The 25,103-nt window shown below is 47.2% G+C and carries 23 protein-coding genes; 4 read left to right on the top strand and 19 right to left on the bottom strand.

Annotated features, from left to right (window positions below; all coding sequences use genetic code 11):
- Positions 1–47: 47 nt before the first annotated feature.
- Positions 48–332, top strand: a complete 285-nt coding sequence (locus tag NQ534_RS16220) for a hypothetical protein (protein WP_040785588.1) — start codon at positions 48–50, stop codon at positions 330–332.
- Here the strand turns inward: NQ534_RS16220 and NQ534_RS21445 are convergent.
- The 12 genes from NQ534_RS21445 to NQ534_RS16155 all read right to left on the bottom strand — a co-directional run bounded on the left by NQ534_RS21445 (position 269) and on the right by NQ534_RS16155 (position 11,980).
- Complete coding sequence (locus NQ534_RS21445; protein WP_006864560.1) at positions 269–1,096, bottom strand: ATP-dependent metallopeptidase FtsH/Yme1/Tma family protein; 828 nt, start codon at positions 1,094–1,096, stop codon at positions 269–271. The two genes, NQ534_RS16220 and NQ534_RS21445, sit on opposite strands and share 64 nt — an antisense overlap.
- Before the next feature lie 78 nt (positions 1,097–1,174).
- Positions 1,175–2,071 (bottom strand): aldo/keto reductase, encoded by an 897-nt coding sequence (locus tag NQ534_RS16205; RefSeq protein ID WP_006864561.1) that lies wholly within the window; start codon positions 2,069–2,071, stop codon positions 1,175–1,177.
- 38 nt (positions 2,072–2,109) lie between these two features.
- Positions 2,110–3,930 (bottom strand): ABC transporter ATP-binding protein, encoded by a 1,821-nt coding sequence (locus NQ534_RS16200; protein ID WP_260042785.1) that lies wholly within the window; start codon positions 3,928–3,930, stop codon positions 2,110–2,112.
- Positions 3,923–5,680, bottom strand: a complete 1,758-nt coding sequence (locus NQ534_RS16195) for an ABC transporter ATP-binding protein (protein ID WP_260042784.1) — start codon at positions 5,678–5,680, stop codon at positions 3,923–3,925. Before NQ534_RS16195 ends, NQ534_RS16200 begins: the two co-directional genes overlap by 8 nt.
- Positions 5,681–5,798: 118 nt before the next feature.
- Entirely contained in the window at positions 5,799–6,218 is a 420-nt protein-coding gene (locus NQ534_RS16190) for a MarR family winged helix-turn-helix transcriptional regulator (RefSeq protein ID WP_006862996.1), read from the bottom strand.
- A 140-nt stretch (positions 6,219–6,358) separates the two neighbouring features.
- A complete protein-coding gene (locus NQ534_RS16185; protein ID WP_040784135.1) occupies positions 6,359–7,072 on the bottom strand; it encodes an ABC transporter permease in 714 nt (237 codons plus the stop codon).
- A gap of 57 nt (positions 7,073–7,129) precedes the next feature.
- A complete protein-coding gene (locus tag NQ534_RS16180; RefSeq protein ID WP_040784137.1) occupies positions 7,130–7,384 on the bottom strand; it encodes a hypothetical protein in 255 nt (84 codons plus the stop codon).
- Positions 7,385–7,909: 525 nt separating this feature from the next.
- A complete protein-coding gene (locus NQ534_RS16175; RefSeq protein WP_006862999.1) occupies positions 7,910–9,304 on the bottom strand; it encodes a DUF8370 family protein in 1,395 nt (464 codons plus the stop codon).
- Between the two features lie 21 nt (positions 9,305–9,325).
- Positions 9,326–10,219, bottom strand: coding sequence for a Fic family protein (locus NQ534_RS16170; protein ID WP_006863000.1), 894 nt, complete (start codon positions 10,217–10,219; stop codon positions 9,326–9,328).
- Between the two features lie 217 nt (positions 10,220–10,436).
- Positions 10,437–10,694: a hypothetical protein gene (locus NQ534_RS16165; protein ID WP_006863001.1), complete on the bottom strand. Its 258-nt coding sequence runs from the start codon at positions 10,692–10,694 to the stop codon at positions 10,437–10,439.
- A complete protein-coding gene (locus NQ534_RS16160) occupies positions 10,684–11,322 on the bottom strand; it encodes a helix-turn-helix domain-containing protein (RefSeq protein ID WP_006863002.1) in 639 nt (212 codons plus the stop codon). Before NQ534_RS16160 ends, NQ534_RS16165 begins: the two co-directional genes overlap by 11 nt.
- Positions 11,288–11,980, bottom strand: a complete 693-nt coding sequence (locus tag NQ534_RS16155) for a DUF3990 domain-containing protein (RefSeq protein WP_050778340.1) — start codon at positions 11,978–11,980, stop codon at positions 11,288–11,290. The genes NQ534_RS16160 and NQ534_RS16155 overlap by 35 nt, the downstream gene beginning before the upstream one ends.
- 546 nt (positions 11,981–12,526) lie before the next feature.
- On the opposite strand from NQ534_RS16155, the gene NQ534_RS16150 reads away from it, so the two are divergent.
- On the top strand, positions 12,527–12,889 hold the full coding sequence (locus tag NQ534_RS16150; protein ID WP_040784139.1) for a DUF4180 domain-containing protein: 363 nt from the start codon (positions 12,527–12,529) through the stop codon (positions 12,887–12,889).
- Positions 12,890–12,988: 99 nt separating this feature from the next.
- Here NQ534_RS16150 and NQ534_RS16145 read toward each other — a convergent pair whose 3' ends face one another.
- The 5 genes from NQ534_RS16145 to NQ534_RS21920 all read right to left on the bottom strand — a co-directional run bounded on the left by NQ534_RS16145 (position 12,989) and on the right by NQ534_RS21920 (position 17,640).
- Positions 12,989–14,203 carry an LL-diaminopimelate aminotransferase gene (locus NQ534_RS16145; protein ID WP_006863005.1) on the bottom strand — a complete coding sequence of 405 codons (1,215 nt, stop codon included), beginning with the start codon at positions 14,201–14,203 and terminating at the stop codon, positions 12,989–12,991.
- A gap of 102 nt (positions 14,204–14,305) precedes the next feature.
- Entirely contained in the window at positions 14,306–15,139 is an 834-nt protein-coding gene (gene dapF / locus NQ534_RS16140) for a diaminopimelate epimerase (protein WP_006863006.1), read from the bottom strand.
- 77 nt (positions 15,140–15,216) lie between these two features.
- Positions 15,217–15,765, bottom strand: coding sequence for an ANTAR domain-containing response regulator (locus NQ534_RS16135; protein WP_040784142.1), 549 nt, complete (start codon positions 15,763–15,765; stop codon positions 15,217–15,219).
- Between the two features lie 41 nt (positions 15,766–15,806).
- Positions 15,807–17,135 (bottom strand): type I glutamate--ammonia ligase, encoded by a 1,329-nt coding sequence (gene glnA, locus NQ534_RS16130; protein ID WP_040784146.1) that lies wholly within the window; start codon positions 17,133–17,135, stop codon positions 15,807–15,809.
- A gap of 172 nt (positions 17,136–17,307) precedes the next feature.
- On the bottom strand, positions 17,308–17,640 hold the full coding sequence (locus NQ534_RS21920; protein WP_416389154.1) for a C40 family peptidase: 333 nt from the start codon (positions 17,638–17,640) through the stop codon (positions 17,308–17,310).
- A gap of 1,149 nt (positions 17,641–18,789) precedes the next feature.
- Between NQ534_RS21920 and NQ534_RS21915 the strand changes: the two genes are divergently transcribed.
- Positions 18,790–19,284 (top strand): pentapeptide repeat-containing protein, encoded by a 495-nt coding sequence (locus NQ534_RS21915; protein WP_416389153.1) that lies wholly within the window; start codon positions 18,790–18,792, stop codon positions 19,282–19,284.
- A gap of 298 nt (positions 19,285–19,582) precedes the next feature.
- Positions 19,583–21,259: an AAA family ATPase gene (locus NQ534_RS16120; RefSeq protein ID WP_006863010.1), complete on the top strand. Its 1,677-nt coding sequence runs from the start codon at positions 19,583–19,585 to the stop codon at positions 21,257–21,259.
- 26 nt (positions 21,260–21,285) lie between these two features.
- On the opposite strand, the gene NQ534_RS16115 is transcribed toward NQ534_RS16120, so the two are convergent.
- Positions 21,286–22,359: a family 43 glycosylhydrolase gene (locus tag NQ534_RS16115; RefSeq protein WP_006863012.1), complete on the bottom strand. Its 1,074-nt coding sequence runs from the start codon at positions 22,357–22,359 to the stop codon at positions 21,286–21,288.
- Positions 22,346–25,069 (bottom strand): family 78 glycoside hydrolase catalytic domain, encoded by a 2,724-nt coding sequence (locus tag NQ534_RS16110; protein ID WP_006863013.1) that lies wholly within the window; start codon positions 25,067–25,069, stop codon positions 22,346–22,348. The genes NQ534_RS16115 and NQ534_RS16110 overlap by 14 nt, the downstream gene beginning before the upstream one ends.
- Positions 25,070–25,103: the final 34 nt, after the last annotated feature.

The raw sequence follows: 25,103 nt of genomic DNA, 5'->3' as shown, positions 1-25,103 counted from the left end.
TTCCGTTTCAGAGGTAATATGCGTCACTGGGGAAAGGAGGAATTCATATGGATACGAAATCCGCGCTGTATCAATTGATGAGTATTCGGATAAATGATGCACTGGACGAAATTGTGAAAAATGATGAGGAATCCCAACAGATCAGTAAAAAGTCCGATGAGTATTTGGAAAATCTGGATGCAATGGATCTGCCGCGGGAAGCCCGGCTGTTAATTGACCGGCACGCCAGCGAACAGAACGCCCTCGGCGCACGCTATGGCGCACTTGCCTATCTGCTTGGATTTTCAGACTGCATTGGCCTGATCTGTGTGGCATCACATTTCCGCTCGTAGGCATCGCAGCACAACAAACAAAAACCTACCAGCAATGCGCCTTTGGGCTGCTGTGCACCAATGGCACGATATTTCTCCGGATTTTTCAGATAGTCCACCATTTCCTCCAGACTCTCCTTAGCCTCGTCCTGTCCGGCCACATCACGGAAAGTTACTCCTGTGCTTTTCTCCACCGTATAGACCTTAGCTTTGGACTTGCCAATGTTGCCGCCCATCCCGCCCATGAAACCACCAATACCGCCGCCCATGCGCTTCATCATTGCTTTCATCACGAGGAAGTACAGCAGATACATGATAGCAATCGGCAAAATCCAGCTTGCTATCGCAGAAAAGACAGAAGTCTGCTCAGGAATTTCTTTGGAATAATGTACGCCGTTTTCCCGGAGGAAGTTGGACAGATTAGAATCCTCTACCCGTCCAGTATAGAAGACCACGGTTCGGAAGGACATGGATTGAGTTTCCGGGATATTCTCCGGGATATTCTCCCAGTCATCTCCGCCTCCAAGGATCATGACTACATCCGTTTCTTCCACTCCGTCTTTTAGGTAAATTTGAATCTGGTCATCATCCATGTAAACTTGTTCCACAACGTCTCCCTCCACCAAATCCAGAAACTGGTCATAGCTGATTTGGATCTGGCCCACGGAGGTGCGGCTCAGAGAAAACATATTCAGGATAAAAGTAATCAGAAAAAAGACAATGATTACAATAATCCATGTGGAACCTCGTTTTTGCCCCGGCAGTGAATTTCTGTTTTCATCCATAATATTTGCCTCCTCGTCATGTCATTTGCTCAAGCTGACTGTTATACAGATCAGCGCATATATATCCTCTGCGAAAGATCACTTGAATATTTTCACGTTGGCCCTGTCAGCTTCTTCCTCAAGGAGCTGCATTTCCTGATTCGTAAGCATTGTATTTACCGCTTCATGTAGCTGCTCAACCTGATAAGGTTTTCTGCAACCACAGATTGGCACAACGCCCTTTGCAGCGCAAAATGCAATCGCAACCTGTGGAATCGCAATGTGGTGATTCTTCGCAACCTTTTCCATCTGTTCGTAGAGCAACGTGAGCTTTTCTTTTTTTCCATTCATCATTAGCTTTGTAATAGAAGCCTGTTTTTTGATGCGTGGATCTGTCAGCAGTCCTTCCTCCAGAACGGCCCAACCCCAGTATAAAATGTCGTTCTCATGGCACCAACCGAGTACCCCTTCCTCTTCCCATTTTCGGTCAAGCAGGGAATAATGGTTCTGCACGCCGTACAGAGGAACCCCGGCACTGTCTAAAAACGCCTTTGCCTGTTTACATTCTTCCAATGAGAAATTGGATACGCCAATATAATGAATCTTTTCCTCGTGGTACAATTCTATCATCTCGGCAAGGTTTCTCTCTGTGTCAACCGGACGGTGCAACCAATAAATGTCCACATAACCCCGCTTAAACTCTGCCAGATCCCGTTCCAGAGATTTGCGAACCTGCTCTGGTGTATATTTAGATTGCGGGGTAAACTTTGCAGAAATGATAATACCTTCTGTGCCAAATGCCCCTATTTTCTTTTGTGCCTTTCCAAGTCCGTAAACCTGAGCAAGGTCAAAAATCAGCAGCCCCTTTTCTTTTGCTGCGGCTATGGTATCCTTCAAAGTCTGGTCATCGACACTACTGCCACGGAACACTTTTGCCGCTACCGCACCGCCCCAAGAATTTGTTCCGATTACCGCTTTTGGTTTCTTAATATCCATATATGCCTCCCGTCTTTATTACCCGCAATAATCTATCATTACGACGCCTGCTCAAACTGGCTGTTATACAAATCTGCGTAAAATCCGCTTTTTTCAAGAAGCTCCTCATGACTGCCACTCTCGATAATATCTCCATCCTTCATAACAAGGATACAGTCAGCATTTTTTATCGTAGACAGCCTGTGAGCGATCACAAAGCTGGTACGTCCCTCCGTCAGCGAGTCCATCGCTTTTTGCACTTTCTGCTCAGTACGGGTATCCACGGAACTGGTTGCTTCGTCCAGAATCAGCAGGGGAGCATCCTCTATCATGGCGCGGGCAATCGTGATCAACTGCTTCTGTCCGGCAGAAAGACTGGCATTATCACCAAGTACTGTATCATAACCATCCGGCAGACGCTTTACAAGGCCCGTCAGTCCCGTAGCCGCACAGACCTCGTCCAGTTTTTTATCCGTTACACCGGTTTTGCTGTAAACAAGGTTTTCACGAAGTGTTCCTTTAAACATCCATGTGTCTTGAAGCACCATACCAAACAAATTATGGATGTTCTCTCTTTTCAGTTCGTTGATCGGCGTCCCATCTATGGTGATTGTACCGCCATTCAACTCATAGAACCGCATCAGCAGGTTTACCATCGTTGTCTTTCCAGCTCCGGTAGGCCCGACAATGGCAATTTTCTGTCCTGCTTTCACACGGCTGGAAAAGTCGTTGATGATGGTTTTGCCCGGATCATACCCGAATTTAACATGGTCAAAGATAACATCTCCCTTTACACTGCACAGTTCTACTTTTTTGTAGCTTTCATCCTCCATTTCTTTTTCAGCCAGAAACTCAAATACACGCTCACAGGAAGCAGCCATACTCTGTACGCTGGACAATGCCTGAGAAATATTCTGCAACGGCTGCGTAAACAACCGGATATACAGCATAAATGCCACGATTGTACCGAAAGAAATAGAACCCTGCACAGCAAGGACGGCACCCACAATACATACCACCACATACGCAAAATTACCGATGAAGATCATAAATGGCATCATCAGACCAGAGAGAAATTGACTCTTCCATGCACAGGCATACAAACGGCTGCTGCGCTGATGGAACTCTTCTTTTGCTTTTCTTCCTCCGTTGTATGCTTTAACAACGGTAAAACCGCTGTAAGTTTCCTCTACCTGACCATTTAAACTTCCAAGTTCCTGTTGCTGCTCGGTAAAATATTTCTGAGATTTTGAAATAATGAACAGAATACCAGAAAACCCAATCAGCGCTGCAATAATTCCGGTAACTGCCATAATCCAGTTTGTCAGGAACATCATCAGGACAGAACCAATCAATAGAGAGAGCGAAGAAACCAATGTGGAAAAACTTTGGTTCATGGTCTGGCCCACAGTATCCACATCATTGGTAACACGGCTCAATACATCGCCTGTTGAATGAGAATCAAAATATCTTAGAGGCAGCTTATTGATTTTTGTCGAAATATCACGGCGCATATTCTGCGTGATTCGTTGGGAAACAGTCGCCATAATGAAGCCCTGCGCATAATTGAGCAGAAACCCAAACGCATACAGGACAGCCAATAGGGAGGCAATCTGTACCACAGCAGAAAGCTGAATGGAACCGGATAGACCCTCCGTAATCAGATCCGTTACTTCACTGAGTTTATTCGGGCCAATCAGGTTCAAGATAGCGCCTGCGACAGAGAAAATAGCCGCTGCCAGAATGCTCCATTTATACCTTCCAAGATAATGAATAAAATCAGCATACGCCTTTTTCAAGTTCTTACTTTTTTCACCGGTTCCCATGCCTCCGGGAATACCAGGACTGTTTTGGTGATTCCTTGCGATTTTCTCAGCCATTGTTTAATTCCTCCTTTGAAAGCTGTGAGCTTGCAATTTCCTGATAGGTCACACAGGTTTTTAGCAGTTCCTCGTGGGTTCCTTTTCCTACAATCCTTCCATGCTCCAACACAATAATTTGGTCTGCATGACGGATAGTTCCAATACGCTGCGCCACAATCAGCTTTGTTGTCTGTGCCGTGCTTTCGTTTAGCGCTTTTCGTAATGCCCGGTCAGTTTTGTAATCCAATGCAGAAAAGGAATCATCAAAAATTAGGATTTCCGGTTTTCTTGCAACTGCTCTGGCAATAGAAAGCCTCTGCTTCTGACCGCCGGACACATTTGTGCCGCTTTGTGCAATCGGGGCATCGTAGGTTCCTTCCATCTTTTCTACAAAATCCGTGCTCTGCGCGATAGCAACCGCCTCTTTGATTTCTCCGTCTGAGACAGTTCCATGTCCTCTTTCCCCATAGGCCACATTGGAAGCTACCGTACCAGAGAACAGCACCGCCTTTTGCGAAACATAACCGATTCGATTGTGCAGTTCCTCCTGTTTGTATTCCCGCACATCTGCGACATCCACTAAGACCTGACCTTCGGCCACATCATAAAATCTGGGAATCAAATTAATCAGAGTGGTTTTTCCACTGCCTGTGGCACCGATCAATGCGATTGTTTCGCCAGCCCTTGCCGTAAAGCTGATGTCGGTCAATGTATCAGCCGCAGCGCCCGGATACCGGAAAGATACATGACGAAATTCTACCGTTCCGCATTTTTCAGCCTTTACTCCTGCACCATCATAAATGTGATTTTCCGTATCAAGTACTTCACAGATACGCCTTGCGGATACCTGCGCACGGGGCAACAACACAAAAATCATATTCAGCATCATAAATGCCAAAATGACCTGCATGGCATAGTTAGAAAAGACCACCATATCCGAGAAAATCCCCAACTTGTCGGTAAGGCTTGCTGCCTCTATCAAATAAGCGCCGATCCAGTAAACGGCAAGTGTCAATCCTGAGTTGATCAGAGTCATGGTTGGTGACATCATCGCCATGACACGATTTGCAGCCAAATTTGTGGAAGTCAGTTCGTCATTGGCAACTGCAAATTTCTTTTCCTGATAGCCCTCTGCATTATAAGCCCGCACCACACGGATTCCGGTAAGCTGCTCTCTGGTAACCCGGTTCAGGTTATCTGTCAACCCTTGAATACGCTGGAAGCGAGGCAGCGCAAAAATCAGTGTGACAGCAAGGGCAACCACCAGCACAAATACCGCTACAACAGTGGCCGCCGTCCATTGCCAGCTTTTTCCCGCAATCTTGACAACTGCCCATACTGCCAGAATGGGTGCTTTCATGATCGCCTGTAACCCCATAGCTACCAGATTTTGAATTTGAGTTACATCATTTGTCGTCCGGTTTATGAGGCTGGCAGTAGAAAACCGATCAATCTCCTCCATAGAAAAATCCATCGTCTTGTCATAAACACAATTCCGCAAGGTTTGCGCAAGTCCCGCCGCAACTCTGGCAGCAAAGAAACCTACAATAATTGAGGCCACCATACTGCCGAGAGCACACATCAGCATATATCCGCCTTGTATCAAGATGTCCGACATAGCACTTCCCTCTGTCTGCACAAGCGTTGTGATACCGGACATATAATCTGGGAGCTTTAAGTCCAGCCATACCTGAATCACAATAAAAAGGATACTGGCGGCGACATAAAGCCATTGCTTTCGATTGAAATACCTGAAAATTTTAGTCATTTTGCTTCCTCCTTTATGGTCTGTGTGTTAGCTTGCTAATATTAGCAAGCTAATGTTATGCGTTTTATAATACCGCCATTTGGCGGTATTATTTATATTGGCTGTCATCCGCTTAAATCTAAAATGAATTGCGAACCTTCTGCAAAAGTGTAATTAAAATACGCCGCTCTGTTTCTGTCAGAGAGGAAGTCAATGCCATTTCGGCTTGTTCCATACGTTCTTTCGCCCTGCGGCAACATTCCTCTCCCAAAGGAGTGAGCTGTATGATTCGAATCCGTTTATCCTGTATGCTTCGGGTACTTATGACAAATCCTTTATCCTCCAGCCGCTTTACGATTCCTACCACTGTAGGTTTTGCAATATGCAGCACCTCTTCCAGTTCTTTTAATTCCATCTGCTTTTCAATGCTTTCGTCAAGTTCCATCAAAGCGCCGATTTGCGATACTGTCAGATCATCCTTGCGGAGCATATTATTTGCATTTTTTTCCAGCTCGCTGTTAATTTGTTTGATTAGCATACCACATACACTATCTTCCATTTAGCAGACCTCCTTTCTGCAATAATGTTAGCACGCTAATCTTAAATTGTCAAGGATAACATCACCATTTTCAATCTCTATATTAAAGAGCTCCAGTTTGGGAGGCCTCATAATGAAGTCTCCCAAACTGAATTACACATTTATTCTGTACGCAGAGCAATCACAGGGTCTTTCTTCGCTGCCTTTTTCGCCGGAAGTAAACCGCCGATAACAGTAATAATCATGCTGAGCACAATCAAAACAACTGCGTAGTTAATTGGCAGAGACACACTGAGGTTCGTTGCTCCAAGCAGACTCTGGAGAACTGCATTGATCGGGATAGTCAGCAATGCAGAAATCGCTATGCCAAGCACACCTGCACAAAGGCCAATCAAGAAAGTTTCCGCATTGAACACTTCCGAAATATTACGTTTTGATGCACCCATTGCCCGCAGAATACCGATCTCCTTCGTGCGCTCCATAACGGAAATATGAGTAATAATACCGATCATAATGCAGGACACGATCAGCGATACGGCAACAAACGCGATCAGCACATAGGAAATCACATCTACTATAGAGGTAAGGGAAGAAGTCAAAAGTTCTACATAGTCGGTGTAGCTGATCCGACTGTCCTCATCCACTGTTTTATTGTAATTTTCAATACACTGGGACACAGCTTCCTTATCCTCAAAGCTGTCTGTATAAATGCTGATTGAGGCAGGCGCATCATAGCTCACTTTTCCGAAGGTCTCCAGATTTTTTTCATAAGTTGTTCCATTAATGTACTCGTCATAAATGGAAAGCAGAATCTCATCGTCAGGAGTTTCAACCAGCCATGTATCCATAGCCGCAGCCATGACCGTTTCATCCATCACCATGCTTCCTTCGGCTCCCATGACACGGTAATTTAAAAAATCAATGTTATCGTATCATACTTTATTATAAGTTAGATACCACCGTAATAAATCCTCTCGACCTTCCTCCTGCAGTTTCTCAACAGCATACCGCAGCCATTCATCTGGCGTGGGAATTTCGCCCTCACAAGGTATTTTCCTCCATTGCGCCCTTTTCTCCGGATCAGGGTCATTCCATCCTTTCTCAATGCGGGCAGAAATAATCGCCCGCATTTCTTCTACTGTAATATTCCGTTCACGAGCCAGACGCTCAAATAAATGTTTCCCCATAGTTAAACCCTCCTGCTGAATAGCTTTCCCCATTAGTCTACCATACTATGAGCGTATATGTCCTTTTCGGGAAATGTTGTATCTACCGATTGTGACTATTATAGCACCGTTTTGGGAATCAGAATAGATACAGATGGGCAGGTGATGATATGATGATATGGATGCGCAGAAGCGGCTCCTACTTGATTTAATGAATACGATGTGAAATGCACGTTGATTCCGCCGAAGGAACAACGTGCATTTGCCTTTTAACAATGCTATCAACTCAGCATACCATTTATCCAACCTGTCAACTCAACACCCCTAATATCCATTCTGTCCACTCAACTATCCGCCAATTTTACCGTTGACCAGTTCCCACACTCCTCTCAACCGCAAAAAATCCGGGAGCCGGAACCGTTGTCCAAACAGTCCCAACTCCCGGAAACCCTTTGTTTTCTACATTTTTTTAGTTCGTTATTTTTCAACCCGTGACATCAATACCACGCACTCAACATGACTTCTATGCACAAACTGCGCAATATCTTATTTTGAATATGTACTTGCCGCCGCTTTTGCCGTCGAATCAATCAATAACAATTCTGGTACTTTTTTGTCATTTTTAATATTTGCATCATGAATATTCGTAAGCTTTTTTAACCTTCCTGGATTTCCTAAATCAATAAAAACATAAATCATCTTATCCGTACACTCTGCCCTGCTATACTCTTCAACCTGTTCTTCATAACCATGTAAATATTGATCATTAGTAGACAATTTAATCTCAACAATTGTTTTATCACCGCCCCTACTAACCTTAAAATCTACTGGCCCTCTACCTGCATCTGGCTCAAAACTAATGTCTAAATCATTAGCAGATATATAATTCTTAGCCCCCAAATGAACAAGTCTCTGAATAATTTTTTCTCTTTTCTTGCTTTCCGCACTTTGAATAGTATCCCAACCTTTATTATATTCGATCCATTCTTTAAAAATATTTAATACATCTATCGCTGCTTCAAAGCTATCTTTTCTCTTGGCATTTTCAACAACAAAATGTATTCCCGCCTTTTTCATAACTTTAATCAATTTTTCCACAAAATAATCAATGTCCAGATTAAGATCATATTTTTCTATTTCAGATTTCTTATACCCCTCAATAACACGAGAACACCTTTCCGGATCTTTAAATATATATTCCTTCAAATACGCTTTTTTATCCCTTGCATACCATCTACTCCATTCCTGCCCAATCGCTTCATTTATTTCTCTGCGAATATTTTCGTTTTCCGAAACTACTCGATCAATATCGTCCCAACACTGCGCTATTGGAAGCTCATGTAAAATATCTATAGGCAGAAACAAAATTTCACAACCTTTATATGGATTCACAATAAGACCATCTTCTCGGAATATACAATCAGGATAGTTTTCTTTATTCAGTTTAAGTTCTCGCTGAATTCTTTTTGTATATGTTACTATATCAGGATAAATAATGGTTGAAATCATATCGCTCAATCTGTCTGGACCAATATTTTCTTCAAAAAGGCTAACCAACTGGAAAATTTCTGGATATAGTATGCCCTTTTTTACAATATCGAATGCATCGCTTATAACCTGCCTTCTCAGTTTTTCCCCAAAAGCCGCACCATGTTTACTTTCAGAGAACCCAAGATTTATACCATTTATTTCTAAAGGTTTAAATCGTTTAAATGCTGTTTTGTAAAGTTTGTCCTCTTTTGAATCAGAGGCATTAAGAAGTGTCGCTATTTCACTAAAGTAATCATTTATTCGCTGATATGCATCTTTGAACTCGGGTACATCAGATACTTTCAAACGCATAAGATTAATAAAAAACCTACTGTCATTGTCTAGAACACAATCAAATACCCCCATTTTGTCCAATTCATCGTCTAAGCCAAAATATTCTGAAACAAACATTCCCACATCTCCATAATACTTTCATTCTTCCAACATTGCCAGATAGCTGTCCAACCTTGTATTCACATACCCGGCAAACAACTTTTCCATCGCATCCAGATTATGATTTACATGATATTCATCAAACGCATTATAATAAGCAACCCGATCTGTAAACTTAATATCTATTGGAGGATACCCGTCTTTCATCAATTCCAGATTCACAAGCAGCCGTCCTGTCCGACCATTTCCGTCGATGAAAGGATGGATACCCTCAAACTCAATATGAAACCGTGCAAGCCGTGGAATGATATGCTCTGTACTGTTTCTATAAGACTCTAGCAACTGCTCCATCTTAGGCTGTATCAGATATGGCTGCACTGGTTCATGCTTTGCACCCATAATTCTTACCGGAACTCTTCTGTAAACGCCTCGGTCATCCCTTTTATCAGCCAACACCAAATAATGAATCTGCTTGATAATGCTCTCTGATAATGGTACCTGAGCTTTTACCAAATCCTGTATAAAGTCAAAAGCTTCCTTATGTCCGACCGCTTCCATATGATCTTTCAACGGCTTCTGATCAATCGTCAAACCACGCAGAACCATATCTGTCTCTCGCAAAGTCAGCGTGTTTCCCTCTATCGCATTGGAATTGTAAGTGTATTCAACTACAAATTCCTCTGTCAGCCTTTCCACCTCTCCCGCTGTCAAAGGTCGTCGGGAATCCAGCTCGATTTTTTTCCTATCAATCATTGCAAGCAGACTCTCTGCTGTTTTATACCTACCGTCCTCCGGTTTCTTCGCATCTGCAGGAATTTTCCAACTGCGCCCTTCGCGGGTAACACCCGGAATCTTCCCCTCTGAACATAATATACGAACTCTTCTATCTGAAATCCCCCATTTCTCTGCTGCTTGTTTCACTGTCATGTACATAAATCTACACCTCACTTCAACCAGTAGTATATCCTATTATCGGAACAATATCAACGGTATCGGAATAATATTTTTCACTTATCGGAACAGTGCAGAAGTCCGGAAGATACCAATTTTCCATTTCCCAGACCATTATTTCACACTTCTGATTTTGGTTTCCTCAATCGTAGTAAAACCGTAGTACCCCACCAGTCCTATTGCACCGATTTGCCGCAGTTTAGCCGCTAAAAGCCGCCAAGCAGCCTACACTTTGCTTCCTGCCGTGGCAGACAAATAATACTTTTATCATAAACAAAAATCCTTCTAAAATGCTGTATTCTGCCCCGTTTTGCCGCGATTTGCTGATAATAAATTTTGCTCTGAGATTATTAAATTTGTCACAAAATAAGCAAAATGTGGCAAGCCTGGGACATAAATCTTCTGATAGATGCTTATAAACATAGATTTTATTCCATAAATTTTGATTATCGCTCAATCAAATCCTCCATTGTGCAGCCCAAAGCCCTAGCAAGGCTGTACATTGAATCCGCACTTGCTTTGTTGATGTTTTTGTTTCGCTGTTCATACATTTGAATCGAACGAAGGCTAACACCGGAACGTTCCGCTAATTCTGCCTGAGTAAATCCATATGCTGTACGAATGCGCTTTAAATTAGTTTCAGAAAAATACTCTTTTATTTTTGAATCCACAATGTCAACAAATTTTGTGATATCCGCTTCGTGGAGAGTGTAGTACATTTTTTGCAAATCCTCAAAAGAAAGGACCTTAAAAATATCGCAATACTTCCTGCCTGAATACCACTGGTAATAAGCAACAGCCCAACCAATCCAGTATTCCTTTGAGCGTCCAAAATGCTCTTGCGGTTCTATTTGAAGCTCTTGTCCTCTGGTTTCTGCAACGATCTCCCGAACGATTTCAATGCCGCTTTTACCTGCAAGATAAGCAGGTTCCCCATTTTCCATTCGCTTGCTCACAGAACTTGCAATAAACAGTTTCACAAAATCTGTTCCAGGAATAGCGCAAGTATTGACTGCATAATCAAAGGCATCTCCCATCACCGCTTGTGCCTTACTCAGATATATTTCTTGGTATGCGCGAGTCATCGTTCTTAATGCCTCCTCTCATAATATCCTGAATGTACAGTCCATCACTCTCCTCTTCAAGCATCTCCAGATACAACTGATTAGCTTCATCATCTCTGGCTTTGCGAAGAACATAGTACAGGTCCTTCTCTGCAACATCAAAACCTTCATATTTCAGCCTGGAAAAGGCAAACTTTGACTTAATAACGATTTGTTCCCCCAGCTTTCCAAGTCGCATGGCACATGCAAGTTGTTCTACAGAAATACCGTTATTAAGAAACGACTCTGCATAATCAAAATAAGAATCATCCGCGCGGTAACCTGTAATCAAGTCATAGGCATTTACATTAACACTGAAATTATCAATCAAATATCGCTTTGCTCGTCTTGCCACAGGGGTTTTTATCGAAAACAGGCGATGTTCCACCAAGACGGCAATCCAGTTAAGAATTGTATAATCAGGACTATTCAAATTTAAAATGTTCAAATATTCGGTATCCAGCGTATAGCGATTGGAAAATCCATCACGTAAAGAAGATACCGCCCATTCTTTTGCAAGTTCCTCACTTACCGTACAGTAAAAGCCAAGTCCAAAATCGTTATTCTTCTTGCCTTCGCCAAAAACCGGCTGCTCCACATTTTTTTCCGAACCGTGATATATCGTAATCAGTTTACCCATTTTCCCAACCTCCATTCCTTCACCGTAATTATATCACCAAAGTGATAGTAAGTCAATTGTTTTCGAGATATTTATATCACCAAAGTGATATAGTGAAAACCAATTAAATAAACAAAATACCACGTTCATCATAAGCACTGCGCTTACATCACTTCCACATCGTATAGCCCTGTCCAATTGGTACAATATTTTTGAATTATATTTTAATTTCGCGCGATTTCCATTGATTTTCCCTATAAAATCACACACCTCATAGTCTGCTTTTCGTTTACCATATCCTGTTGACAATTCCAGACAGCTATGATAAGTTAATGGACATACGGAAAAAGGCAGGTAAACAGTATGTACAGGAGTCTATTCACCAACTTAAAGGAAGCGGCAGATCGTTAGCGTTCTATCCATGAATCTCATTCACGGATATGGACGCTTCTTGTGCTGTATCCGTGTGGCTGGCAAATAGATTTATATTTAAGACCACATCGGTAAAGATTTTCTTTGCTCATGTGGTCTTTTTTTATCGAAAATTTTAAAAAGGAGACTATAAAGATGACAATTCAACAATTAGAAAAGAACGGAACCCACATTGCATGGATTCCGGAAAAAGAACTTTTGATTACAGACGTGCAGAGTGCTTTGGACCTTGCTGCTACTGTAAAATACGAAACCGGATGCACTTCCATAATTCTGGACAAGGCATCCGTATGCGGTGATTTCTTCATCCTCAGCACAGGGCTTGCCGGGGAAATCCTCCAGAAATTCACAAATTATGGTATCCGCGCAGCCTTTGTCGGCGATTACTCCGGCTACACCAGCAAACCGCTCCATGATTTTATCTACGAGAGCAATCACGGCAGAAGTTTCTTCTTTGTGCCGACCAAAGAAGAAGCCATTGAGAAACTCTGCCAGTAAATATTTCCCCGGAGCCTGTTTCTGCAGCTCCGGGAAGCCCTGTCAGCCAAGCAGATACGTTTTCAGTTAATACCAGCGAAAAACTTCATTCCCTGTTTTTTACATCCTTCTGATCCGTTCAAGCGCCGCCACGGTGTTTTCGTAGCTGCCAAAGGCGGTGAGCCTGAAGTACCCTTCCCCGCTCGGTCCGAAGCCGGAGCCGGGCGTTCCGACAACGTTTGCCTTTTCAAGAAGGTAATCGAAAAATTCCCATGAGGTCATATCATCCGGTGTCTTCAGCCAGATATACGGCGCGTTGATGCCGCCGGATACCGTATAGCCCATCTCGCTCAGTCCATCATAAATCGCGGCGGCATTTTTCATATAATACGCTACCTGCTCCCTGAGCTGCGCCTTTCCCTCCGGGGAGTAAACCGCCTCGCCCGCGCGCTGCACAATATAGGGTGCGCCGTTGTATTTTGTGCCGTGGCGCCGCGCCCACAGCGGATGCAGGAAGGTATCGCCCGCCTTCAGCTCCTTCGGAACGACCGTGAAGCCAAGGCGCACGCCGGTGAAACCGGCATTTTTCGAGAAGCTGCGCAGCTCGATCGCACAGGTGCGCGCGCCCTCGCACTCATAGATGGAATGCGGCACATCCTCTTCCGAAATATATGCCTCGTAGGCGGCATCGTAAATAATAATCGCACCTACGCTATTTGCATAGTCCACCCAGACCTGCAGCTCCTCCTTCGTGATGGTGGAGCCGGTCGGATTGTTCGGGAAGCACAGATAAATCAGATCCGGCGTCCGGGAGGGCAGCTCCGGCGCAAAATTATTTTCCGCCGTACACGGCATATAAATCACATCGCTCCAGGTTTCCGTCTGCGGATTCCAGGTCCCGGTCCTGCCCGCCATCACATTAGAATCCACGTATACCGGATATACGGGGTCGCAGACCGCAATCTTATTATCCAGGCTGAAAATTTCCTGGATATTTGCCGAATCGCACTTTGCACCGTCCGACACAAAAATCTCGTCCGCAGAAATATCACAGCCGCGGTCGACGTAATCGTTTTTCGCAATCGCATTTCTTAAAAACTCATAGCCCAGATCCGGCGCATAGCCATGAAACGTCTCCGCGTGCGCCATCTCGTCCACCGCGCCGTGCAGCGCCGTGATAATTGCCGGCGCCAGCGGCTGCGTCACATCGCCAATCCCCAGGCGGATGATTTTCTTATCCGGATTTGCCGCCGAATACGCGGCTACCTTTTTGCCGATTGTAGAAAACAGATAGCTGCCCGGCAGCTTCAAATAATTATCATTTACCTTTGCCATATTCCCGTCTCCTTTTCCCTGTATGAATCCATTCCTGTTCTGCCGTCTCCGCTGTCCTTTTTAAACAGCTTCCCGGCATTCCCGCCTTCTTAATGCATGACGTCAGAGTGCAATTTCCCCGTCAAATACCGTCGTCGCACTTCCGGTCATGTAAACATTATTTTCCTTTCTGTCCCAGAAAATTTTCAGGTCGCCGCCCAGAAGCTTCACCGTCACCTCATCCTCCGTATAGCCATTCAGGACAGAGGCAACCGCCGTCGCGCACGCCCCGGTACCGCAGGCAAGCGTCTCGCCGGAGCCGCGCTCCCACACGCGCATTTCCACTGTATGGCGGTCAATCACATGCGCAAATTCCGTATTCACCCTGTCCGGAAACATCGGATGATGCTCAAACTCCGGGCCGATTTTCTCAATATCCAGATGCTTCACATCCTCCACATAGGTCACAGCGTGCGGATTGCCCATAGAAACACAGGTAAGCCGCCACTCTCTGCCGTTCACCGTCACCGGCTCGTCAATCACCGTCTCCTTTTCAGAAACTGCCGGTATGGCGGCCGCCTGCAGAACCGGAGAGCCCATATTCACCCTGACAGCAGAGACCTTTCCATTCTCCACCGTGAGGTCAAGGTATTTTATACCGCTCTTCGTCTCCACGCTGATGCTGGTTTTATCCGTAATCCCGTAATCGTACATATATTTCGCCACGCAGCGGATACCGTTGCCGCACATTGCTCCCTGGGAGCCGTCCGCGTTGTACATTTCCATTTTCCCATCCGCAACCGACGACGGCTTAATCAGAATCAGACCGTCGGAGCCGATTCCGAAATGACGGTCACTGACCAGGATTGCCGTTTTCTCCGGATCCTCCACCGTCTCCTTAAAGCAGTTCACATAAACATAATCGTTTCCGATTCCATGCATTTTCGTAAACTTCATGTATTCCTCCTCCTGATAAATAATGGCTGCAGCATCCTGTTATGCCTGTCCAGAGATGCCTTTTGCAGTCCTGCCGCTTAATACTTCATCAGCGCAAACACCATCTGCGCCGTTTCCACAATATTTGTCCCGCTGTCCATGCTGCATTTCTGCATATAGCGGTGTGCTTCCTCCTCCGTCATGCTGTTGCGTTCCATCAGAAGCCGCTTTGCATCGGCAATCAGCCTGATTTCCTCCTCCGATCGCACCTTCGGCTGCAGCTTTTTCCTCTTTTTCCGCCGCAGAAGATTTCCCATCATCATTTCCAGCGTATTTGCAAGGTCATGAATCTTCAGCGGAAGCTCCAGGCAGACGATTCCCCGGTCATCGCACAGCTCCAGGACACTGCGGGAAGCAATCAGCAGCATCTCAAAGCTCTCCGGAAGGTCCGCCAGCAGATCGCTGTACATCACATCGGAAAATTTGTAGCCGCACACAACAATACCCTCCCCGATACGGTCAGCGACCTGCAGAACCTGCGCACCGCTGGTGCAGACGGCAGCCACCCGGTATCCGCTGCGGACAAGAATATTGCGGATGTTTTTCGCATCCTCCGCCTTCGGGAACACCACAATGATACTTACCAATCTCTCCACCCCCTGTTTTTATTTCCGTATAAAAACAGGACTTAAATCCGGTAAAGATACTGTTCCAGTTCCCACTCCGTAACGTTTCTGCTGTACTCGGCCCATTCGCTGCGCTTTGCCCGGCAGTAATTGTCCGTAATATGCTTTCCGAGCACCTGGCATATAAAGTCATCGCTCTCCATCGCCTCAATCGCATCCAGCAGATTTTCCGGCAGGGTCGCGATTCCAAGCTCCGCCCGCTCCGCATCCGTCATTTCAAAAATATTGCGTTCCACCTTGGCAGGCGGCATAATCTGATTTTTGATACCGTCCAGTCCGGCGGCAAGGCAGACCGCCAGTACCAGATACGGATTGCTGGACGGATCCGGACAGCGCAGCTCGATCCGCGTTCCCTCTGTGCGGATACTGGGAATCCGTATCAGCGGCGAACGGTTATGCGCCGACCACGCCACATAGACCGGCGCCTCAAAACCCGGCACCAGGCGCTTGTAGGAATTGACAAGCGGATTTGTGATTGCCGTCATACAGCGGATATGCTTCATCAGTCCGCCGATAAAATAATAAGCCTCCCTGCTCAGACCCACTTCGTCGTCCGGATCTGCAAAAATATTTTTTCCGTCTCTGGAAAGAGACATATTAATATGCATCCCAGACCCGTTGATGCCCGTTTTCGGCTTCGGCATGAAGGTTGCGTGCAGACCGTGCCGTTTTGCGATCGTTTTCACCGTCAGCTTAAAGGTCATAATGTTGTCCGCCGTTTTCAGAGCGTCGTCATAGCGGAAATCTATTTCATGCTGCGCCGGCGCCATTTCGTGATGAGACGATTCAATCTCAAAGCCCATCGTCTCCAGCGTCAGCACCATGTCACGTCTCGCATTTTCTCCCAGGTCAACCGGTCCGAGGTCAAAATATCCAGCTTTCTCGTGCGTAATCGTTGTCGGCTGTCCGTTGTCGTCCGTGTGATACAGGAAAAACTCGCACTCCGGTCCCACATCAAACTGGTAGCCCATTTCCTCCGCCTCTTTCACAACGCGCTTCAGCACATAGCGCGGGTCCCCCTCAAATATCGTGCCGTCCTGGCGGTAAATATCACAGATTAACCGCGCCACCTTTCCCTGCTGCGGTCTCCACGGAAAAATCACAAAGGTATCCAGGTCGGGGTGAAGGTACATATCCGACTCCTCTATGCGCACAAAGCCCTCAATCGACGAGCCATCAAACATACACTTATTGTCCAGCGCCCGCTCAAGCTGGCTCGCCGTAATCGCGATATTTTTAAAGGTTCCGAAAATATCGGTAAACTGCAGGCGGATAAACTCCACGTCCTCCTCCTGCACCATTCTGATTACATCCTGTTTCGTATATCCCATCCTTAAATCCACTCCTTCTTCTTTAAAGCAGAAAAAGGCATTCTTCACCCTTTTGTAAGAACGCCTTTGTTCTGAAAAAATGATAACAGCGGGCTTTTTGTTTGTCAACAAAAAACCCGCTCCAGAATCATGATTTAAAAGCATCAGTATAATGTATTATTTCGATAAAAGTTTACTGCAGACCAGGCACCGTCCGCACATACCGGAAACCGGAGCTCCACGCCTCGCCCACGACCACGCCGTTCTGGCTGGAGGAACAATGTGCGACAATCAGACCGCCGTCCGCCGATTTTCCAACCACCAGCCCGACATGATTCATATCGCCGCGCTCCGGACCGCCGTAAAATACCAGGTCGCCGGGCTGCGCGTTAATCTGGTCGACCATCACGGACGCGTTCCACTGGCTGGTCGTGTGACCGCCAATACCCGCATCAGAACCGCCCAGACCATTGTAATAGCAGTACAGCGTAAAACCGCTGCAATCCAATCCATAGCCTCTTGTCATGCCGGTCGAGGTGCTTCCGTCCGCCGTCACCTTTGCGGGAGTGCCCCACCGGTCGTCCCAGCCGAACACGAAGGACTTGCCGCCCCAGAAGTAGCCGACCTTTCCGACCAGGCTGTACGCCGCCGTCACGATTCGCACGCGCGCCTCCGAGACATCATCGCCGACCGCCGCACGCACGATCTGCGGGGCTGCGCTGGCGATTGCACAGAGCTGCAGACACTGCGTCGAGGCATAGGATTCTATCTCCGCTGCTCCCGCACTGCCGATGCCGTTTCTGCGCACATAGTCCGCCGCCGCTGCCGGAACAAGCTCTGACACCAAATAGCTCTGCTCGCTCTGGTCGTCCGTCTGCAGAACGCTCTCCTGCCGCAGACGCAGCCATTTTTCATAGCGCGCCCGGTCCATCTGCGCCTGTTTTTCCTCACGCAGCGCCTCTCTCTTCTGTTCTGCCCGTTCCTTTATGGATTCGCGCATAAATTCCTCCAGAGTGCCCGTCCCGGTATTCCATCCAGCCAGCAGCAGCTCCTCCTGCGCGTCTATTTCCGCAAGCGCTTCCTCAATCGGATATTCCTCCACAAATACTTCGGAAATGTCCGGTCCCGCTTCTCCGTCCGCACTGTGCTCCGGCTCGTTCATTTCCGTGAATATTTCCAGCAGAAGCGCATACGAATCCTCCGATATACTGGCGGAGCCGGTCCGCTGCTTCAGCTCATAGACAAATACCGCAAAAACATCCTTCCAGTTGGATGCATGAAAATTTTCCGGGTCCGAGAGCGTCTGGGCAAATTCTGCTTCCACCCGGCTGCAGAGACTGCCGAAATCACAGGAAAAGCTGATACCGTAGGTACCGGACAACTGACCAAGCCATGCCGCGTTGCTGGCGATGATATTGGTCTCCCAGTTGGCGTTCATCTGCGAATGGTCCTCGCTTTCACTCTCCGATTCGGACTCCGACTCAGACTCGGATTCTGTTTCTGACCCGGATTCCGTTTCCGTGCCGGATACGGCTTCTGTCCCGGTATCGGTATCGGTTCCGGTCTGTCCCTCTCCGGGTCCTTCCGTTCCTTCCGCTGCCCCGCCATTTTCCGTACCGGAAGCCGCTTCTGTCTCCGGTTCTGTGACAGGCGCGCCCGTTTCCGTCTCTGACGGATTCCCTGTGCCTTCTGTTCCGGCGCCCGGCGTCTCTGTCTGAGGCGGATTTGTCTGCGGCGGTTCCGTCTGAGGCGGATTCGTCTGTGGCGGTTCCGTCTGGGGCGGATTCGTCTGCGGCGGCTCCGTCTGGGGCGCACTCGTCTGCGGTGCCTCCGTCTGGGGCGGATTCGTCTGCGGTGCCTCCGTCTGGGGCGCACTCGTCTGCGGTGCCTCCGTCTGAGGCGCGCTCACCTGCACCGCCTCCGTCTGAGGCGCGCTCGCCTGCACCACACTCGCCTGCACTGCCTCTGTCTGGGACGCGCTCGCCTGCGCCACACTCGCCTGCACTGCCTCTGTCTGGGACGCGCTCGCCTGCGCCGCACTCGCCTGCGGTGCCTCTGTCTGGGGTGCGCTCGCCTGCGCCGCCTTCTCCTCCGACGCCTTCCTCTCTGTCCCCTGCGCCGTCTTCTCCTCGGCGGACACCGGCGTCTGTATCGCTGCCGCCGGCAGTGAAACCGCAAGCATCCCGGAAATGGCCATGTACGATATGTTCTTCCAAAGTCCTTTTCTTCTCATCTATCTGTTCTGTCTCCCGAAGATTAGTCTCCCACACGCTGCTGTTTCGCAGACCCATCCGCCAATCTGCATAAAATCCGACTCACGAAAGGGACTTGCTCCCACATTCCTTATCCTTATACGGTATCACATTTCCATCAACATTTCAATTTCTTTTTTAAAATAGCAGCTATGTACAAAGCCGCCATTTTGGGTTATAATCAGAATAGAAACATGATAGAAAGGGTGTGAGAAAATGAAGCGCAAAATCATGATGCCTGTGGGCATTTCAGACTTCAGTGAAATAAGACAGGAAGGCAGTTACTATATTGATAAGACAGGTTTGATTGAAGAACTGCTGAATACCACAGGGACAAAGGTGACCTTGTTTACCCGCCCGCGTCGTTTTGGAAAAACATTAGGAATGAGTATGCTTGCTCATTTTTTTGATATCAGTGAAAACAGCAGGATGCTATTTGATGGATTGAAAATTTCGGAGAATAAAGAATTATGTGAAGAATGGATGAATCGGTATCCGACCATTTTCTTTTCATTTAAGGATGTTGACGGACTTGATTTTCCTGTTGCTTATGAAAGACTTCAGGGACAGTTTGCAGATTTATTTAAAAAATACGATTATTTGTTAAAAAACGATTTCGTGAATAAGGATGATGAAGAAGTTTTTTCACTGATTAAGACTGAAAAAGCAAGTATCGGACAGATAAGCAGAGCATTAAGCATCTTAATGCGTATGCTGAAAGACTATTACGGCAAGCCTGTGATTCTTTTGCTTGATGAGTATGACGTTCCTGTTGCAAAAGCAAATACAAATGGTTATTACAATGAAATGCTTGATATGATCCGGGGAATTTTAAGCACTGCGCTAAAGGATAACAGTTGTCTTAAATTTGCAGTAATCACAGGCTGTCTGAGAATTGCAAAAGAAAGTATCTTCACAGGAGTAAACAATTTTACGATAGATACCATTTTAGATAACCGCTATGATGAATTTTTCGGCTTTTCGCAGAATGAGGTGGATAAGCTTCTGGAGGATACCGGATTGACGGACCATACGGATGAAATGCGGGAGTGGTACGATGGCTATCGTTTTGGAAACATGGATGTATATTGTCCGTGGGATGTGGTAAACCATGTGAATAGTCTGCTGATTGATTCCGAAGCAAAGCCGGTCGGCTATTGGAAAAATTCAAGCGGAAATGAGATCATTCGTTCTTTTATTGACTATTCCGGACCTGCAATTACGCAGAAGCTGGAAACCCTGCTGTCGGGCGGATGTATTGTTGAGAATATTCAGGAAGAAATCACCTATGACTATCTGCATTCCACAGAAGATAATCTGTGGAGTATCCTGTATCTTACCGGATATCTGACACGCACAAAGGACGGCAGATGGGAAGAAGAGCTGCCCCAGGGAAGCTATGCCATGAAAATTCCCAATAAAGAGGTCAGAGAAATCTTTGAAACGGTTATTAAAAAATGGTTTATGGAAAGCACACAGCAGATAGACAGAAAAGCATTGTTTGCGTCTGTCTGGAATGGGGATGCAGAAAAAGCAACCGCAGAGATCACGAAGCTGCTCCGCAGAACCATAAGCTATTATGATTACAGAGAAGACTTCTATCATGCTTTTTTTGCCGGGATTTTTGCGGGCGCCGGATATGTGGTGGAATCCAACCGGGAACATGGGGATGGCAGAAGCGATATTGTAGTACAGGACTACGCGGGAGACCGTGTGGCTGTATTTGAAGTAAAATATGCAAAGAAGCTGGAAGACCTGGAAAAGGAGTGTGAAAAAGCAATTTCACAGATAGATGAAAAGAAGTATGCAGAAGAATTTAAAGAGAATTATGCAGAGGTTATCTGTTACGGAGCCGCTTTCTATAAAAAAAGATGTAAGATTATGAAGAAATGAAAAATGCAGGGAAGGAGGCGGCTGTTCTACAGCCGCCATTTCTCATGCCAGCGGATCACCGGCTTCTCCCCCTGCCATTCTACCGGCAGCCAGACATACCTTGATTTCCAGGTGTTATCCTTATGCCGTGTTTCCACTTCCGGCAGCGGCTGCGCCGTCCTTGGGCTTTCATCCGGCCTGTAGTCCATAAAATGACGCTCCATGCCGGATATGATCTGCTTTGACATTTTCGGAACCAGCCATCCCGGTTTCCACCTGTCCGCGCACGCCACATACAGCTCTTTTCCCGGTATCTTCAGCACACTGGTAATCTGGCTGTTGAAGGTGGTGTGGCTCTTATCGCCGATGCATGGATCGCCCAGGTCTTTATATTCCCCGTGATAATCGTCAAATACACACACCCTGCTCGCATTGGGGAAATAGCCGCTGGTACCGGAGGTAAATAAATACTTTTTCCCATTCCGCTCAAAAAATACCGGAGCCTCCCGCGTATAAGGCGGGAGCAGGCCGTCATAGTGTACAGAATATTCGCCGGTCACACCGGTAAAATCCTCCGTCAGACTGGCGCAGATCAGCTGGAAATGCGGGCGCTCAAAGAAAATATATCCCCGCCCGGTTTCCTTATCCACATGGAGAGCAAAATCACCGGTGTCCATCTGCAGCGGTTTATAAATTTTATGCACGAACGTATAGGGTCCCTCAAATTCATCCGCCTGCAATACAGACATAAACTGACAATCCGCATGTTCTCCGCCTGCCATGATCTTCAGCCATGCAATGTACTTCCCCGTGCTTTTACAGTAAAGGATATGCGGACGGTCCATACAGTAAGTGGGATGCAGAGGACTGCTCAGATCCTCCGGTTCCGGCGGAATAATCAGGCCCCTGTCCGTCCAGTTATACAGATCCAAAGAAGTATACAGCCGCACGCCCCAGTGCCAGATCGTTCCGCCCTTTTTCGTCCGTTCCTTATTTTCTCCATACCAATAATACAGCTTTTTTTCTTCGTTATAAAACACAGAAAAGCCATGCGCCTGAATCGGTTTTCCAGCAGTATCCAGCCATACTCTGCCCGGACGAATACAGTCATAAGTTTTCATCGTTTCCACCTCCTGTAAAATATGGACATTTTCCTCTCTGCTGCATGCTCATGAATGCAGGTTGCTGCGCGGCCTGCAGGAAAGAGGACATTCGCATTCCGCCTGGCTGCTTACGTTCGAACTCATGGCAGCCTGCCGCTATCACGCAGCGGTCCCCGTCCGGAAATATCACTTCGGCAGTGGTATTTGCCGGTACTATTATGGTATAGCGCACGCCATCCTCTGTCCTTGTCCATCTGCTTTCTATCTTTCCATAGATGCTCTGATAGCCTGCCTCCGCGTAAGTCAGCGTGCCTCCCGGCACAGGCGCTATTTTAAAATGGTTCTCACCATCCGGCCGGATGCCTGCCACCGTTTCAAAGAGCCACTGACACACTGCGCCGGGTGAATAATGATTCCGGCTGACCCTGCCTTCCCAGTCCTCCCAGATCGTCGTAGCCCCCGCATTAATTTCCGCCAGCCAGCCGGGCGCCCGTTCGTTTTCCAGCATTTTATATGCCGTTTCCGTATAACCGGCCCCGGTTAAAACAGGAAGGACGAAGGGCGTGGAGAGAAATCCCGTTCCGACGCAATACGCCCCCTTCTCCACCGCCTGCTTCAGGCGCTTTTCCACATTGGATTTTTTCTCACCGGACAGCAGGCCCAGCGCCAGCGGCCGCACCAGCTTTGCCTGACGGTCCGTATCGATCGTGCCGCTTTTCAGGAACAGATAATCATACGCTTTTACTGCCCCATCCGCATATTCCGCAAACAGCTTTTCATCCTCCTGCTGCTGCAGCTCTCCGGCAATTTCCGCCATACATGACATCGTATAGTGCAGATATGCGGTAGCTTCCTCGGTATGCAGCGCACGGTGCCCGGCGGTAATTTTCTTCTGAAACTCCTCCGGCTCCAGCCACTCCCCCAGATGGAATCCCTTTTCATAAACATACTTGTTGTAAGGATTCGCTCTGGCTGCTTTTTTATTTTTGTGACCGGTATTTTGTATCATAAACATGGCAAGCTTACGCATCGTCTGATAATTCTCACGCAGGATTCTCCGGTCGCCATACCGTTTCCAGTAGCGGTACGGCACCAGTACGACTGCATCGGCCCAGCCCACACTGGCGCCGGTATTATCATACATGAGAGAAAGTCCGTTATAAGGAACGACCGCACTTAAGCTTCCGTCCTTTTTCTGTCCATCCTTCACATCGCGCAGCCATTTGCGGAAAAACGGCGCTGTATTCATCAGATAAGCGCCTGTTTCGAAGAAAATCTGGGCGTCCCCTGTCCATCCAAGCCGCTCTCTTGTCGGACAGTCGGTAGGAACATCCAGAAAGTTTCCTTTCATGCTCCAGAGCGTATTGTGAAATAATTGATTTACCTTCCCGTTGGAGCACCGGAAGCTGCCTGTCTGCTCCATGTCTGAATAAACGGCGATTGCTTCAAACGCTTGCGGGTCAACCTCTATTTCTGTCTCAATCAGCGCATACCGGAAGCCAGACACGGCAAAGGCTGTCTTATAATGGTCGATGCCGCCGGAACAGGTGAACAGGATCTCCTGCTTTGGTGTCATCTGTTTTTCCCCCGGAAGCTTTCCGCCCATGCCGACAGCGAGGAATACCTCTCCCAGCTTTCCCACTTCCCGGACCGGTTTTACAGACTGTATATTTTTCTGCGTAAATTCTCCCTTTTCATCGAGCATTTCTCCCAGACGCAATTTTATCTGCTGCCCTTTTTCTCCATGCACGGTAAAGGATAAAAAGCCCGCAAGATTCTGCCCAAAGTCCAGAACCTTTTTCCCCGCCGGCGTTATGATAAGTTTCGCCGGAAAATGCTCCTGCTCCGTCGGGCAGACATTATCCGCCGCAGCCAGAATCATGTCCTCCGGCGCTTTGGTCAGTCTCGCTCTCCCGCGGTAAGAAGGTTTCCGCCTGGCATCATAGATTTCCCCATCCTTCAGGTCCGCAAAACGGCAGGGTCCGTCGTTGCTCCAGCTCCAGCTATCGTCGCTGATGATGGTATTGCGGCTGCCGTCCGCATAAGTAATCTCCATCTGACAGAAAATTTTGCTTTCCCTGCCGAAAACATTCGTCATACCGTAGCATCCGACGCTTCCCCGGTACCAGCCGTCTGCCAGCTGTATCTCCAATGTGTTATAAGCCGCGAGGAAATCCGCCACATCATACGTCTGGTACTGCAGGCGTTTACGGTAATCGGTGCATCCGGGAGCCAGACAGTATCTCCCCACACGCCTGCCGTTCAGCCTTGCCTCATAAAGGCCGCAGGCTGTGATATACAGTCGTGCACGGGCAACCGTCCCCTTCACTGGAAACGTTTTCCGAAAACAGTCCACCGGATAACGGACATTTTTTCCCGGACGGTAATCGCCGGTCATCCATTTCGCCGACCAGTCTGCCTTCTTTAAAAGCCCCACTTCAAACCAGCTTCCCGACCATTCGCCGGGATGATCATTTTCATCCCAGAGGCGCACCTGCCAGTCGATGCGGTCCCGGCTCTGCAGTGGTTTTCCCCCATAACAGATATGCGTCATGGAAGCCGATGCCACCTTCCCGCTGTCCCACACCGTCTCCCCATTTTTCCTGGCAATGATCTGATAGGCAGTCTGCACTGAGCCGCCCTCACAATTCCAGTAAAACCGCGGTTTCGTAATGCCAAGCCCCAGGGGCCTTGTCAGATATTCTGTTTGCAGACGGATTGCTCTCATAGCCTCTCTCTTCCTTCCTGTAATTATTGGGGAA

This window comes from Marvinbryantia formatexigens DSM 14469 (assembly GCF_025148285.1).
Taxonomy (GTDB): Bacteria; Bacillota; Clostridia; order Lachnospirales; family Lachnospiraceae; genus Marvinbryantia; species Marvinbryantia formatexigens.
This window is presented reverse-complemented; position numbering and strand designations above follow the sequence as displayed.